15 protein-coding genes are annotated in these 15213 nt (G+C 42.5%); 9 read left to right on the forward strand and 6 right to left on the reverse strand.

What is annotated here, in order from left to right; all coding sequences use genetic code 11:
• Positions 1 to 10: 10 nt before the first annotated feature.
• The 6 genes from IH598_01860 (at position 11) to IH598_01885 (ending at position 4350) form a co-directional block, all read left to right on the forward strand.
• Positions 11 to 205, forward strand: coding sequence for a CcoQ/FixQ family Cbb3-type cytochrome c oxidase assembly chaperone (locus IH598_01860; protein ID MBE0637249.1), 195 nt, complete (start codon positions 11 to 13; stop codon positions 203 to 205).
• 26 nt (positions 206 to 231) lie between these two features.
• Positions 232 to 837 carry a c-type cytochrome gene (locus IH598_01865; protein MBE0637250.1) on the forward strand — a complete coding sequence of 202 codons (606 nt, stop codon included), beginning with the start codon at positions 232 to 234 and terminating at the stop codon, positions 835 to 837.
• Positions 838 to 988: 151 nt separating this feature from the next.
• Positions 989 to 1663 carry an aquaporin Z gene (gene aqpZ / locus IH598_01870; protein MBE0637251.1) on the forward strand — a complete coding sequence of 225 codons (675 nt, stop codon included), beginning with the start codon at positions 989 to 991 and terminating at the stop codon, positions 1661 to 1663.
• A gap of 9 nt (positions 1664 to 1672) precedes the next feature.
• The gene (ccoG, locus tag IH598_01875) at positions 1673 to 3103 is read left to right on the forward strand and encodes a cytochrome c oxidase accessory protein CcoG (protein MBE0637252.1); all 1431 of its coding nucleotides are present in this window, start codon (positions 1673 to 1675) and stop codon (positions 3101 to 3103) included.
• A gap of 45 nt (positions 3104 to 3148) precedes the next feature.
• On the forward strand, positions 3149 to 3589 hold the full coding sequence (locus IH598_01880; protein ID MBE0637253.1) for a FixH family protein: 441 nt from the start codon (positions 3149 to 3151) through the stop codon (positions 3587 to 3589).
• Positions 3586 to 4350, forward strand: a complete 765-nt coding sequence (locus IH598_01885) for a sulfite exporter TauE/SafE family protein (protein ID MBE0637254.1) — start codon at positions 3586 to 3588, stop codon at positions 4348 to 4350. The genes IH598_01880 and IH598_01885 overlap by 4 nt, the downstream gene beginning before the upstream one ends.
• A 141-nt stretch (positions 4351 to 4491) precedes the next feature.
• On the opposite strand, the gene IH598_01890 is transcribed toward IH598_01885, so the two are convergent.
• Entirely contained in the window at positions 4492 to 4887 is a 396-nt protein-coding gene (locus IH598_01890) for a hypothetical protein (protein ID MBE0637255.1), read from the reverse strand.
• A 588-nt stretch (positions 4888 to 5475) separates the two neighbouring features.
• On the opposite strand from IH598_01890, the gene IH598_01895 reads away from it, so the two are divergent.
• A complete protein-coding gene (locus IH598_01895; GenBank protein ID MBE0637256.1) occupies positions 5476 to 6180 on the forward strand; it encodes a hypothetical protein in 705 nt (234 codons plus the stop codon).
• 258 nt (positions 6181 to 6438) lie between these two features.
• Here the strand turns inward: IH598_01895 and IH598_01900 are convergent, their stop codons facing one another.
• On the reverse strand, positions 6439 to 7581 hold the full coding sequence (locus IH598_01900) for a galactose mutarotase (protein ID MBE0637257.1): 1143 nt from the start codon (positions 7579 to 7581) through the stop codon (positions 6439 to 6441).
• A 166-nt stretch (positions 7582 to 7747) separates the two neighbouring features.
• Between IH598_01900 and IH598_01905 the strand changes: the two genes are divergently transcribed.
• Both IH598_01905 and IH598_01910 read left to right on the forward strand, forming a co-directional pair.
• Entirely contained in the window at positions 7748 to 8983 is a 1236-nt protein-coding gene (locus IH598_01905) for a hypothetical protein (protein MBE0637258.1), read from the forward strand.
• A gap of 136 nt (positions 8984 to 9119) precedes the next feature.
• On the forward strand, positions 9120 to 9977 hold the full coding sequence (locus IH598_01910) for an SAM-dependent methyltransferase (protein ID MBE0637259.1): 858 nt from the start codon (positions 9120 to 9122) through the stop codon (positions 9975 to 9977).
• Between the two features lie 26 nt (positions 9978 to 10003).
• Here IH598_01910 and IH598_01915 read toward each other — a convergent pair whose 3' ends face one another.
• The 4 genes from IH598_01915 to IH598_01930 all read right to left on the reverse strand — a co-directional run bounded on the left by IH598_01915 (position 10004) and on the right by IH598_01930 (position 15191).
• A complete protein-coding gene (locus IH598_01915; GenBank protein ID MBE0637260.1) occupies positions 10004 to 10894 on the reverse strand; it encodes a cation transporter in 891 nt (296 codons plus the stop codon).
• A gap of 458 nt (positions 10895 to 11352) precedes the next feature.
• Positions 11353 to 12570, reverse strand: a complete 1218-nt coding sequence (locus tag IH598_01920) for a hypothetical protein (protein MBE0637261.1) — start codon at positions 12568 to 12570, stop codon at positions 11353 to 11355.
• 115 nt (positions 12571 to 12685) lie between these two features.
• Positions 12686 to 13843 carry a molybdenum cofactor guanylyltransferase gene (locus tag IH598_01925; GenBank protein ID MBE0637262.1) on the reverse strand — a complete coding sequence of 386 codons (1158 nt, stop codon included), beginning with the start codon at positions 13841 to 13843 and terminating at the stop codon, positions 12686 to 12688.
• Between the two features lie 85 nt (positions 13844 to 13928).
• The gene (locus tag IH598_01930) at positions 13929 to 15191 is read right to left on the reverse strand and encodes an OFA family MFS transporter (protein ID MBE0637263.1); all 1263 of its coding nucleotides are present in this window, start codon (positions 15189 to 15191) and stop codon (positions 13929 to 13931) included.
• Between the last annotated feature and the right edge of the window lie 22 nt (positions 15192 to 15213).

Here is a 15213-nt window from a genome sequence, read left to right on the forward strand (position 1 = left end):
TTTGATTCCCATGAAGATCGTTACTAATATCCTCGAAAATATTGCAGACATCCAATGGTTTCCAATCATCGGCCTGATCATCTTCTTTTTGTTCTTTTCCGTATTGTTGTTCAGGGTGTTCAGGATGAAGAGCAGTGAAGTTGATGCTGCAAGCCATCTGCCGCTTGAGGATGATGACGATGTGTCAATAGGTGACTTTAGGTAAAACATCAGCAAAAAAAAGTAAAAATTATGATTACTACAGACAATACTCCGGAAAAGAAACAGGAAGAATACGAAATTGATACACTGACCAATAAACGCCTGTTGAGCGACCATGATTATGATGGCATACGCGAACTGGATAATGATTTGCCTTCATGGTGGATTTGGCTCTTTATTATCACTATTGTTTTTTCAATCGTCTATCTGGAAAGAATTTGGATTTTCAAGGCCAAAGACCTGATTCAGGAGAAAGAATATGCCCATGAAATGGCTATCGTTCAAAAGGAAAAAGAAGCATTGGCAGAAGCAAATTTCGAAGTCGCTCTACTTACCGATCCTGCCTCGATAGCTTCAGGCAAAGAAACATGGTTAAAAATCTGTGCAGTCTGTCACCTTGCCGATGGCGGTGGTTTGGTTGGACCTAATATGACTGATAATTACTGGATTCATGGCAACACTGTTGCGGACCTTTATAAAACTGTCGAAGAGGGGGTGATTGAAAAAGGAATGATTCCTTATAAAGATCAGATGTCACCCCGTAAACGGCTTGAAGTAGTGAGTTTTATCCTAAATGAACTTGTCGGCTCAACACCGGCCAATCCAAAAGCATCAGAAGGGGAACTTTACCAATAACAGATAATTATTTTTGAACAGATTCATTGTTAGTGGTTTTCAGAGCATATTACCGAATGATACGATATAACGTGGAGTCTTGTAACCACGATAAAAACGGGGCGTAAACGAAAAGCCATACGAGTAGTAAAAATTCAAAACAATAATCATCATGAAAAAGAACATTGCTGAATTTATTGGAACATTCTGGTTAGTCCTGGGAGGCTGTGGAAGTGCCGTTTTAGCAGCCGCTTTTCCTGAAGTCGGTATTGGGCTGGTCGGAGTTTCATTTGCATTTGGTTTAACCGTGTTGACCATTGCGTATTCCTTAGGTCACATTTCAGGTGCTCACCTAAATCCTGCCGTAACTATTGGTCTCTGGGCAGGCGGCCGGGTTGGTGGTAAAGACATTCTTCCTTATGTCATCTCACAGATACTGGGTGGAATTGCGGCGGCTGCAGTTCTTTATATTATTGCAACCGGAAATGGTTCTGAAATTGGAAATTTTGCAGCCAATGGGTATGGAGAACATTCACCCGGACAATACGGCCTTCTGGCCGCATTGGTTACTGAGTTTGTCATGACTTTTATGTTTCTGATCATCATCCTGGGAGCAACAGACGAAAAAGCACCTAAGGGATTTGCCGGACTTGCCATTGGGCTGGCATTGACTTTAATTCATTTGATCAGTATCCCTGTTACGAATACCTCAGTTAATCCAGCAAGAAGTATCAGTCAGGCTGTTTTTGTCGGAGATTGGGCTATATCCCAACTCTGGCTGTTTATCCTCATTCCGGTTCTTGGTGCTATTGCTGCAGGAGCTGTGTACAAATTTCTGAAAAAATAGTTTCATCAAATGATTGAAAGCGAACAAGCATCAACAGCGGAGGAGAAAACTTTTTTCCGCGACCGCATTTCAACAATCAACGAAGAGGGTAAGCGAAGGTGGATTTACCCAAAAAGACCTAAAGGACGTTTAACAAATTTCCGGTGGCTTGTTGCCGGATTTTTGTTAACTTTCTTTTTTGCCGGACCCTGGATTTCATATAAGGGTGAGCCCTTTATGCTTTTCAATTTTTTTGAAAGGAAATTTATTCTTTTCGGACAAATTTTCTGGCCTCAGGATTTTCACCTGATTGTTCTTTCGATTATTACTTTTATTGTTTTTATCATCCTTTTTACCGTCATCTTTGGACGGCTTTTTTGCGGCTGGGCCTGTCCTCAAACGATTTTCATGGAATTTGTATTCAGGCAAATTGAATACCTGATCGAAGGCGATTTCAGCAAGCAGAAAAAGTTGGCAAGGATGCCCTGGAACGTTGAAAAAGTATCGAAAAAAACGCTGAAACACATTATCTTTTATGGTATTGCATTCCTGGTTGCAAACACTTTCCTTTCGTACATCGTTGGAATTGACCAGTTGAAGGAACTGATTTCCGAAGGCCCCTCAGCTAATATGGGAACACTCGTTGCCCTGATGATTTTTTCCGGTGCTTTTTATTTCATTTTTGCTTTCTTCCGCGAGCAGGTTTGTATCCTTGTTTGCCCATACGGCAGATTACAGGGCACTTTGCTCGATTCGCGCACTATCGTTGTTGCTTACGATTACAAACGTGGTGAACCAAAAGGTAAGCACAACCCTCTGGAAGATAGGTCATCATCAGGTAAAGGTGATTGTATCGACTGCCGGAGTTGTGTAACCGTTTGTCCCACCGGAATTGACATCAGGAATGGGACACAACTCGAGTGTATCAATTGCACAGCTTGTATTGACGCCTGCAATGCGATTATGGATAAAGTGAAACTAAAGCGGGGATTGATCCGGTATGACGCTGAAAAAGGAATATCTGACGGGAATCGAAAGATTTTCAATGCCCGGTCAATAGCTTATTCCGTTGCTTTGACCGTATTGCTGATTGTGGTAGGCAGCCTTTTTTCGTTCAGAAGCCTGGTCGAAGTAACGATAATCAGAATGCCGGGAACCATGTTCCAGGAATATGGTCCTAACCATTTTTCAAACATTTACAAAGTGCAAATGGTAAACAAAACAAGGGAGGATTTGCCCATTGAAATTAAACTGCTCGCGCCTGAGGGGGAGATTAAATTTGTAACAGGGGATATTTTTTTGAAAAAGGAAACTATGGGTGAAGCTAACTTCATGGTCATTCTTCCTGCGCAACAGCTCAATTCAAGCAATACTCCGGTTGAGTTTGGTATTTTTAGCCTTGATCAACCGATCACCCGATATAAGCTTAACTTTGTTGGACCAAATTCATTGGATAAATGATGAATAACCGGATTTTAATTGCGTTACAAATAATGATTATTAACGATGAAGTGGAATTGGGGAAGTAAACTTGCAGTAGCCATGGCAGCCTTCATGATCATGGTGATCATCTTTGGTGTGGTAATGTTCAGAGAAGGGGTCGATCTGGTCGAAAGCGACTATTATCCAAAAGGGCAGGCCCACCAGGAATTAATCAATAAGCGTAACAATGCCGCCGGGTTTGCTGACCAGATCAGCCTGAATGTTGACCAGGGTATTATCAGAATAGGATTTCCCGAGCTATTTGATCCATCAAAAATGGAAGGGACAGTGCTGTTTTATCAACGTACATCAGATCAATATGACAAATTAGTAAAACTCGCAGTTGACACAAGTCACTTTTTCAGTTTTCCAACCAAAGGCCTGACGGGACGTTACATTGTTAAAATTGACTGGACTTATGAAGGTGAAGGATTTTATCTCGAAAAAACCATGAATTTACCATGATGTTCCATATTTACACTGCGCTAACGATTGGATTAATAGGAAGCCTGCACTGCATTGGAATGTGCGGGCCTATTGCTGTCTCCCTTCCGCTTGGCAGTCGTAGTTTCGTCGATCGGGCATATGGGGGACTGCTCTATAACTTTGGCCGTACCATTACTTACGGTATCATGGGCGCTATTTTCGGGTTGCTTGGAAAAGGAATTGAAATGGCCGGTTTCCAGCAATGGGCTTCCATTTTGCTTGGCGTAGTGATGATCCTGAGTGTATTGTTTCCATTTCTTTTTAAAAACCGTTTAAATACCAATAGCTTTGGCCAGGGCGTCACCACAAAATTGGTAGCCAAATTAAAGGCTTTGTTCAGCAACCACACCAAGAACAACCTGCTCTTTATCGGGCTGTTGAATGGATTACTTCCCTGCGGGTTGGTTTATGTGGCTATTGCAGGAGCTATCAATACCAATGATGTAGTAGCCGGAATACTTTTTATGGTCGCTTTTGGATTGGGAACAATTCCCTTGCTGCTCACAGTTTCGTTGGTCGGTCATATGATAGGAAGTGCAATGAAAAGAAAGTTGAACCGGATTATTCCGGTGTTTATCATTATTCTTGGAATTATTTTCATTTTAAGGGGAATGTCGCTCGGCATTCCATTCATCAGTCCGAAAGACAAAATGCTTACACCCAACAAAGAAATGAGTGGTGGAGGTTGCTGTAGCAAAGGTGAAACAAAGTTGATGGACAGTCAATTTCAGGAAAATTAGACCAGGCTTGAGCCTTGTTAGATTTACAGCTCCCTGAGGCAATACAAAAAAAATCCGGTCATTGTTTTAGATGATGACCGGATTTTTTATGAAAATCAACCAGTTCAAATGGTATCAGTTAATTATAGATACTAAATTAATCTACTTCCCTTTATTAATCACCATCACATCATAAGACCCGATAAAAGTCTCCCCATTTGCTTTGGTTCCTTCAAGCGTAAGGGTGTTCAATTGGTTGATGTTTAAAGGTAGATTTTTAATCTCCTCAATGAGGAATTTAGCCACAAAATTTCCCTGGTTGTCAGCTTTCCAATGGTCAATGGCAATACCATTGAGAGTCACAGTGGTGGCAGCAACTGCACCATAAGCCAGATCAGTATGAACTGTTACAACCTGTCCGTTATTTTTCAGGTTCAGCACATTGGGTGCAACCTGAATTTCGATAACAGTCTGACAGAAGCCGGTCAGGGGCAATAAAGCCAACATAATCAGCATTGAAACTACCAGTGCTTGTTTGTTTTTCGAGAAAAGAATCATTTTTACCTCCTTTGTTTTAAACGATCATATGTATCAAAATTGATAGGTACAAATGTACATCCTAAACTGAGGCGGATGCAAGTAAAAACGGTTGATATAAATCAACTTTTCTCGTTGCGATTTACAAATGATTGTCGCAGTAGAAGTTATCAATATTAAGTTTTCACAGGACCATCCGTATGGTAACAAAAAAAGATGAGAATGAATAAAATACCTTTCAAGAATGATGTTAATCAGTCGCTTCAAACCGGTAAATAGTGGTTGTCTATTATTTTTTTTCTGGTCGAAGGAGGGAAGGAAGGAAAGAAGGGCTGCCACAGCACCAAAAATCAGACGTGTAGCAAATGATTGCAGGTCAGTAAGGAATGATCTCAAGGGTGATGATGAACCAAACAATGTGATGATGGCAGCGGAGGGGTACAATTTCCTCAGGTTACTCAGTAAATTCAAGGTGAAAGTTATTTTTTCTTATTTTAAAGTTAAAATTAAAGGAATTATGTTAACACCATTTCGTTTTTGAATATTTTTGCTGTCATCAACGCTTTTGACGTTGAACCGTCCATCTAGTTTAAACAAAAAATTATTTTTATGAAAAAATTTGTCTTTTTAGCACTATGCGTGCTGGCGATTGGAGCTTCCCAACAAGTTCATGCAGAAGAACCTCCGGGTATCCTTGTTTTTGATCAGTTTGAAGGTACATCGAGTGGGGGGGTGCGGTCCTACTATGCTCCTAACTACAGTCAGAACAGGCTTGCGGCAGGCGACTTCTATTTTGATCAACTGCCTGGTGATCTCTCTTTTGTAAAATGGTCGTGGACATATCCTACGAAATCTAAAGGCAAGATTTGGTCAGAGGGTTTTTATGTCAGGATTTATACCGATCAGAGTTGCTCACCGGGGAACATGGTCTATGAGACTTACATTGATGCTAAAAATGATCTTTTCCAGATCGATGAGAGCCTGGGAAATGTTGAATCGATGTGGGCATACTTAGACCCAGTTTTTAAACCAGCTATCGGTACTACCTATTGGTTAAGCATTCAATCCTGGGAAGGACAGGGTTATGGGTATGGTTCAAATTGGATTACAATTGATGATGAAAAGGGATGTCCTGAAAGCATGGAGCAATTAGACCCACCTAACGGTGACTGGACAGCATTACAACAAAACAGAGCGCCAAGATTTGCACTTTATGCTTCTGAGCCAGTTCCGGTTCCAATTCCGAACTGGGCACTGTTTTTAGCCATTGGCTTGATTGCCGGATTCTTGCTATTGAGGCTGTTTTACAGGTAAAGGCAAATTCAAATTGAGATGAGGCTCGTATTTGATGCACTAAAATGCATGATTTACGGGCTTTTTCTATTATGAATTATGCTGACATTGTTTTGCAGGAAGGCAAAGATTGATGTTGCTTATTCTTAAAAACACGCTTAGAGGTCGTCTGATTAGTGACTGCCGGAAAACTCTTAATGTTGAAAATCATATTCGGGGTGTTTTCTGGCAGTTACTAATTAAAATGTATTGCAAAGTTAATTTCATTGCCGGGGACTATTAGTCAAATACTTCAAACCGGTAAATGGTAGTAGTCTGGTATTTTTCTCCGGGTCGAAGAAGGGTAGGGGGGAAAGCAGGCTGGTTGGGGGAATCGGGAAAATGCTGCGTTTCAAGGCAAAACCCATAGTGCTGCATGTAAACTTTGCTTTCTTTACCTGTGATTGATCCATCCAGGAAATTGCCGGAGTAGAACTGCATACCCGGTTGATCTGTAAAAACCTTCATCAGGCGACCACTTTGATTTTCGATGACCCGGGCTACCTCCCGCACGTTGCCATCGAAATTATTCAGCACAAATGTATGGTCATAGCCGCCATCCACCTGATGAATACCCTTTCCAATTTCCATTGGTGCAGTAAAGTCCATCAAAGTGCCTTCTACAGGGTTTAGTTCCCCGGTTGGGATAAGGGTTTCGTCCACCGGAATGTAATGATCTGCAAAAATCTGCAACTGATGGTTGTAGATATTGCCATTTCCCTGACCTTTAAGATTAAAATAGCTATGGTGGGTCAGGTTGAGCACAGTGGGTTGATCGGTTTCTGCCTGGTAATCAATTCGTAGTTCATTGTTATTATTGAGCGTGTAAATAACTTTTGTTAACAGGTTTCCCGGGTATCCTTCTTCACCATCAGGACTATGGTAAGTTAAGACAACACCCGCACTGTCAGGGAAAATAAAATCTTCAACATCCCAGACCACTTTGTCAAATCCTTTAAGGCCACCGTGCAGGTGGTTGGTTCCATTGTTGGTAGCCAGCTGATATTCAGTTCCATCAATACTGAATTTCCCGCGTGCGATTCTGTTGGCGTATCTTCCGGCGATTGCCCCAAAATAGGGTGAATTATTATCAAGGTATTGCTGCAGGTTGTCATAACCCAGTACCACATCCTGAAGGTTTCCTTCCCTGTCGGGAACAATCAGATGCGTGACAATCCCGCCATAATTGATGATCGAAACCGACATGCTGTTGATGTTGGTGAAGGTGTACTGGTAAATCTGGTTTCCATCAGTCTCCCCGAAAAGTGTGCGTTTCATGTTCATTTTTTCTTGTGTTTTTTGTTTTTTCTGCTCAATATTGCAGCCTGTAAAAATTAAGGAGCTCAACAGAAAGATGATTGTTAATCCGGCGAATTGTCTCATTTCAATAAGTTTTGTTTGGAGCAAAAGTAAGCATTTTCATCATTTCTAAACTGTGAGGTCTGAAGATTAAGACAATGCAGATGATTAAAAACCTCGGGAAAATCCTTTTGTTTTCGGCGATAATAGTACTTTTGAACTTCGATTAACCCTTTAAATTTGACTTAAGATGAAAAAGTTGTTTTTCCTTTTACCAATGATTGCTTCATGTTTTGGCAATCCGGTGCATACTCAAACAGCCAGCATCACACTTTCTCATGTTAAATCCTGCAACAATACAACTACCCTGGTCCCCGCCAATGTGGTCAATTTTCTTAATGTCGGCGCGATGTCCCTTGATATTGCTTTCGACACGTTGGTTTGTAAATTCCAGTCATTAAAAAATATTCATCCCCAGTTTTCAGGGTTACTTTACAATGTGATTCCAGGACCGCAAACCAAACTCAGGATTTTATATTCAAACCTGGCGGGCGCTAATCTGGCAGCAGGGAAAATTTTTGATATTGAATTTCTTTATGTGGATGGACAAACGAACCTTCAGTTTCTTCTCAATGGTTGTGAACTGACCACCCCCAATTTTCAGATCATTCCAACTACATTTATCAACGGCAGCGTCAAACACCTTGTGACTATCGACCAGCAGCCTGTCAATCAATCTGTGCATCAACCCAATACTGCTACGTTTTCTGTAGTTGTCCAGGAGAATCCAACTTTTCAATGGCAGCAAAGCTTCAACAATGGTAATTCATGGGCAAATGTAACCAACTCATCTACTTTCCAGGGAGCAACCACTTCGCAATTGTCGATCTTCAATACTTCCACTTTCTTTAACGGGCGTCTTTTCCGATGCCTGGTTACAAACGAGGGTTGCCCCAAACTGTCAAACCAGGCTATCCTCACCGTCCTTCCCCCGCTTTATGATCAGACAATCAGCCTTCCTGCCGGATGGAGCAGCCTTTCAACATACCTCGACCCTTTAGAATCTGAATTGGATGATTTGTTTTCGCAAATCGATGATGAACTGGTTATCCTTATCACCGGCAGCCTGATGTATTATCCTGCCGAAGGGATCAATACAATTGGCACATTTGACCCGCAGGCCGGGTATTCAATTAAACTCTCTGAAGCAGCCGACCTGACGATCACCGGAACAATGCAAACGGATAAAACGATCGAAATTCCGGCCGGATGGAGCTACCTCCCGGTGATTAACAACTGTGAAACGTCCATCCTGACACTGTTCGGTGCAGCCATCAGCCAGGTTATGATCATCAAAGAGATTGCCGGCTCGAGTGTGTTTTGGCCGGGATTAAACATCACAACTTTGACCGACCTGATACCAGGCCGGGCCTATATGGTCAATCTAACGGCGCCCGCACAGGTCACGTTCCCAGGTTGCAAATAACCACTTCATTGACCACTTTCCAAACAATACACCAATGGGTTTGATGCAACAGTTTCCAGTCAGCCGATCAACGATATCAATTCCTTTTATCGGTAAGGTTCATAGTAAATTTTTTGAAAACACAAACCCCGGCATTATGCGGGCTGAAGAAAGCCTCATCGAAGTATTTGAACCTTACAGTGAAGGGCTACTAAAAATCGAATACAACGACTACCTTGAGGTTTATTTTTATTTTAATAAGGCCGAAACGGCAAAATTAACTACGCATAGCTACAGCGGGGAATTCAAAGGTATTTTTGCCACTCGAAGCTCCGATCGACCGTCAGCGATTGGAAGCACCATTGTAAAATTGATCGAACGCAAGGGAAATGTTTTAAAGGTACTTGGCTTAGATGCTCTTGACGGTACTCCGGTGATTGATCTCAAACCTATTCATATACCATTTACTGAAGAAAAACTGAATGAAGTTGCCATCAGCAGCCGTAAAATGAGTCCGAGAAAAGGCGTTCTTTCCAATGTATGGACAGGCAGGACTGATTTATTGCTTCTGGATGCAGCAGAACTTCACGGACATTTCTGCACCGGGCTGGCTCTGGGCATCATGATGGCAACAAAAGCAATGCAGATGATCAGGAACACATGCGAAGGGCTTGATAGCCTTTCTGTTATTGTTGAAAAAAATGACTGCAGCCTGGATGGAATTCAATTTGTTACAGGCTGTACATTTGGAAATAATAAACTGACCCTGAATGAAACCGGAAGTCTTGTCATGATCCTCACCAAAGGGAATGATAAAGCAATCAAAATATCACTTCGTCCGGATGCCATCGATTATATGAAGCAGGAAAGTCCTCAAATTAAAGAATTTATTTATAGCCCGGGTATAATGCAATCAGCGAATTCGCAATTTGCCAGGTTGAAAATTGACCAGGTTTTTGGGTTGCTAACACTCGACTTTGACCGGATTTTTGAGGTCATGGAATGGCCGGTTTAATTACCGGAACTATAAAAAAGTGGAATTCACCCTCTCTCCCTCGGCTCCACGTGTATTGTAGCTTCGATGGAGAGGGCAGAGCGGATGCTTGTCTGTATGGCGGTGACGAGGGTGTGCGAATCTTCAACGCTCATGGTGTTGGGCAGGCGGATGTGGAAGGTGATTTCCTGGTGTTCACCGTAACTGTGAACGTGTATATGATGGATTTGCATATCGTGTTCTGATTGTGTGCCGGCGATCTCTTTGATTTGCTTTACCAGTGCAGGATCGGGGGCTTCGCCAAGGAGTTTGCTGATGGTGTCTTTAAGGATTTCGTATCCGGCGTAAGCAATCATCACGGCAACAATGATTCCGAGCACTCCGTCCATCCACCAGAAATATCTTCCAAGGAAAATGCCTACAAGGATGATAAGCGAGGAGATGGCGTCGGTTCGATGATGCCATGCATCGGCTTTTAAGGAAAGGTAGCCGGTCTTTTTCCAAGCCCAGAATGCATATTGTGAAAGCGCCTCTTTGAGGACAATAGATATGATGGTTGCGATGATGGCGATTTTCCCGAAAACGACAATTTCGCGATTGTTTAGTTTCAGGATGGATTCTTTAAGAAACTCGAACGCTACGAAACCGAGGAAGGCCGCGATAAGTACAGAGGCGATCAGTTCGGCGCGGCCATGACCAAAAGGATGCTCGCGGTCGGGTGGCTTGGATGATACTTTTGCGCCTATCAGCACGATGAGCGAGCTGAGGGAGTCGGAGAGCGTGTGCCAGGCGTCTGCAATGATAGCCACAGAACCAGTTACCATTCCAGCCCAGTATTTCAGAATAAAGAGTAATGTATTTACAACAATTGAAATCCACCCTTCGTCCCGGGCTAATTTGCTTTTTGAGGTCGTTCGGGTTTTGTTATCTGATTCCATTTTTCATTTTATGTTCGGCAAAAGTACATACTCATACTTTTACCGCCAAGCCAAAGTGAAAGAATTAATTAATAATTATGTGCTTGCCAAAAAACTCTGTTGAAAATCATTGATTGCCCCAACCCTCCCGAAGTCTCGGGATAAATTCCGGGAGCAATGATATTCAACGATTTACTCCCTTTTCCCGAAGGTATCCCTGTGGGAAGGGCGGGGTAATTAAATCGTTGAAAATCAAATTCAGGGTGTTTTATGGCAATCACTATTTATATAAAAAAGGCTGCCCGTGTTGAGCAGCCTTGTGAATATTTATCGAATACCGATTGCACTTTCAATATAGTCCAATTTCGACTTCGTCTCATTGTACTATTTTCAAGTAGCATCGGCATTTACTCCCGAATATTCGGGATAAAATTATAAAATGGTTTGGACCATTTTATAATTACAATTGGTATAAGTTCTTAGAAAGTAACCCTACCGGAAAGTCCAATAACGGTCGCCTTGTTATCCTGACTTGTGGTTATTTTGTTGCTTGCGTCAACTCCTGTAACCACTGTGGTAGCAAGGTTTTCAACTTCCAGTGCAACAGAGAAACCGTGCTTTAGTGGGAAGATGAAATCGCCGTAAAGCATTGAATTCTTTTCTACTGCACCAAGATTGAAATCATCGCTGCTGTTGTTGTCCATGCCGTAACCAATCACAACGGTCATCCAGTCGGTTACCTGTGAGGTAGCATTGAGCCAGAAACCGGTGCTTTTACGATCATATTCAGTGGGTTTTCCGGCAGCATCCAGGGTATAGTAATAATTACCGGCAGCGCTGAAAAGGTTGCCATTGTTTAGGTTTGTCCCTGTATTGAACTCACCGAGCAGAGAAAAGTATTTATCAAACGGAAGATTAAAATCCAAACCAATTCCGGTTGTGTTAAAAGTGAAATCTTCAGCAAGTACATTTGGTCCTACAGTTGTGCCTTTCAACTCTTTGAATGCAGCAGTAGCAAAAGAAACCCCGACGACATATTTCTTGTCGAATTTACCGGAGAGTCTGGCCTGGATCATTGGCGACCCGGAGCGGTTGTCTTTCCCAAGGCCGGCTTCTTCTCTTGCGCCTTCACCGAATGAAACCTGGATCATTGGATCAACAAAGTCGGTTGTCGTGGTATAGCTCAATTGGATTTGCGCCCTGCGGAATCCCATATTGCCTGCAAACCACATGTTACCATTGGTATTCACGGTGTTTGCGTTGTTGGGCGAAAACAGATCCCATTGCTGGCCAAACCGTGCTTCGAAACCATCCTTGGCGATGGAAGCATAGCCTAAACGAATACGTGGTTTGAGGTTGGCGTCGCTGGGTCCATTGTAAAAATCAATTTCTACCAACCCGCCAACTTTCACTTTTTCTCCGGTTACCCCTTTAAGCCCGAGACGCGTGTGCTGAGCCGTAAAACTAATAGCTGACTCTTCCACGCCACTGGCAAACTGCGGCGTTGTAATGTAATTGTTTGCCTGGTTTCCCCAGGAATAAACACCGTCAGTAGCATAAAACATGTCGCCTTTGATAAACCCGTAGGGTGTCAGTTGCAGTTTCTTGTTTTCTTCTTTTTGTGTCTCCTGAGCGATGGATACCTGCATTGATACAAAAAGCCCCAATGCGACGAATGCTAAAACTTTACGTAACATAATGATTTTGTTTGATTTGGTTAATAAAATTCTTTGATTAAAACTTTTGCAAAACTAAATTGATTTTGTTGATGATAACTGGTTTTTGATTGAAATAGGATACTTACATTTCATTTCAGGATTTGTCAATTTCCCTATAACAGTCGCGGGTTTCAACCACTTTAATAAAATTAAGATAATCAGCTTTTTGATTCAGATTTTCGTACCAGTTGCTATTTTCAAAATTGATGAAGCGTACTTTGGCAAAATTCAACAACCCGATAATGCGGCGGCAGTTATTGTTGAGAACAGTTTCGGCACTTGGAATCACACTTTTGTTGTAAACCGCAAAGAGTGGTTCGTAATGATTTTCTTCTCCAACAGGTAATACCATATCTACATCATCAGCCAGCTGGATCATATCGCTGATCAGCTTTGTGTTCATCACAGGAATATCGCAGGCTGTAATGAAATTCACTGCATTGTTTGATGCTTGCAGGCAGGAATAAATTCCCATCAATGGGCCTTTGTCTTTCTCGACATCAGTGACGACACGCAAATTCAAAAAAGCATATTTCTCCGGCTCATTTGCCCCAATGATGATTTCATCAAACCTGTCCCTTAACTGGTCAACAATATGAGCGATGAGCGGCTTACCATTTACCGGAAGCAAACTTTTGTCTTCACCCATCCGGGAGCTTTTACCTCCGGCAAGGACAATGGCGGTTGCTTTTTCTCTGACCATCCAGGCGTTATTTTTGAGAATAACTCTTTCCGGCGGGAAGTTCCAACTCATGTTGTCAAACTCGATGATCTTGCTGGCATAGCGAATCACCCTGGCGCAATTGGGTTTGATGGTTTTATCTTTCAAATTCTTAATTACCAGGAAAATGGACGGTTCCAGAACGTTTCTAACGCCGTTGGATTCGCAAACTACTGCCACATCATCAGGAATTAGTTTCAGCAAAGCATCAATTCCTTTGTCCAGCGCTGTGGAGGAAACTTTGAGCCAGTAAACCTTTTTTGCGCCAGAAACCAACATTCGCGAAGTGTCCTTTTCCCCGTCCAGCCCTGTTTCTTCGATGATTTCAAAATCGCCGACCAGCGAACTGCAAACCCCGCATCCTTCGCCTCCGCGTGGGCATTTGCCCTCTTTTTTATTGATTGTTGTGACCTTCAACCCATAGACCTCTTGCTGTACCGACCAGGTTTTAATCAGTCGGCAGGCAAATTCTGTTTTACCGGTATTCCTTCCGGTAGAACCTATGATGATGAAGCTGGGTTTAGGAATCATTCTGCGCTTTTGAGTGTTGAAAAAAGCGAATATCCGGAGGTTCCGGACATTCGCTTTTTTATTGTGAACTATTGATGAGTAAAAATTAATCAGTAATCGGCTTGTTATTTACAAAGAATGAGAAAAGTAAACCGATCGCAAGTAAGATTGCACCAGCGATGAATGAGTATGTGGAAGCATCGGCTGAAAAATTGTCTTTCATATAAGCCACGATTTGTGGTCCAAGAACACCACCGGCTGACCATGCAGTGAGGATGGTTCCGTAAACAACCGGCATAAGACGAGGAGTGAAAACATCACCGACAAATGAAGGCATTGTACCGAAACCGCCGCCGTAGCAAAGCAGGATGTAACAAACCAATAAACCAAAGAGGTACGGATTGCCAACAAATAGCAGAATGATGAAAACGATGATTTGAGAAGCGAGAATCCATCTGAACGTTTGAACACGACCAAGCTTGTCGGACATACCACCCCAGAAGAAACGGCCAATACCGTTAAATAATGAACTGATAGCAATCAAAGTAGCACCAATGGATGCGAGTGCAACGGGATCAGTGCCGGGTTTGAATTTAGCCCAGATGTCCTGCATCAATGGCGACTGGAAACTGATAAACATGATACCGGCGGTAACATTTATAAATAAAAGCATCCACATAAAGAAAAACTTGCTGGTGCGGATTGCCTGACCGGCTGTAATCGGAACAACGGTTGTTGATGATGCTTTAACCACTGGTGGTTTGTAGCCTTCCGGTACAAAATCAGCGGGAGGAAAAACTACGAAATAGGCCGAAATGACTCCAATGACCAGAAGTGTTAGGCCGATGTACAAAAATCCACTGATCAGGTTCTGGTCTGCGATCCCCATCATAACGGGAGCTATCACTTTGGACATCAGCAATGCGCCAAATCCAAATCCCATAACAACCATACCTGTAACCAGGCCTTTCTTGTCGGGGAACCATTTTGCCGCCGAAACAACAGGGGTTACATAACCAAGGCCAAGACCGATACCGCCAATCAATCCAAACCCGATATAAAGTACAGGCAAACTGTGCATACTGAAGGCCAGAGCAGCTAACAAATAACCGATAGCATGGAGAGATACTCCAATGATAGCAAGTTTTCTCGGGCCATATTTTGGAAGGTTGATCCCTCCCCATGCGGCTGCAAAACCAATAAAGGCAATACTTAAACTAAAAGCCCAGGCTACAGCTGTATTGCTCCAGCCATACTCATTTACTATCAGTTTCTGAAAGAAACTCCATGAATAAATTGTACCCAGTACAATCATTAACAATGTGCACATGATGGCAATCAGCCATCGATTTTGTTTTTTTGTCTCCATTTGTAATTTGATTAATTTTTAA

The sequence above is a fragment of the Bacteroidales bacterium genome, from assembly GCA_014860585.1.
GTDB lineage: Bacteria > Bacteroidota > Bacteroidia > Bacteroidales > 4484-276 > RZYY01.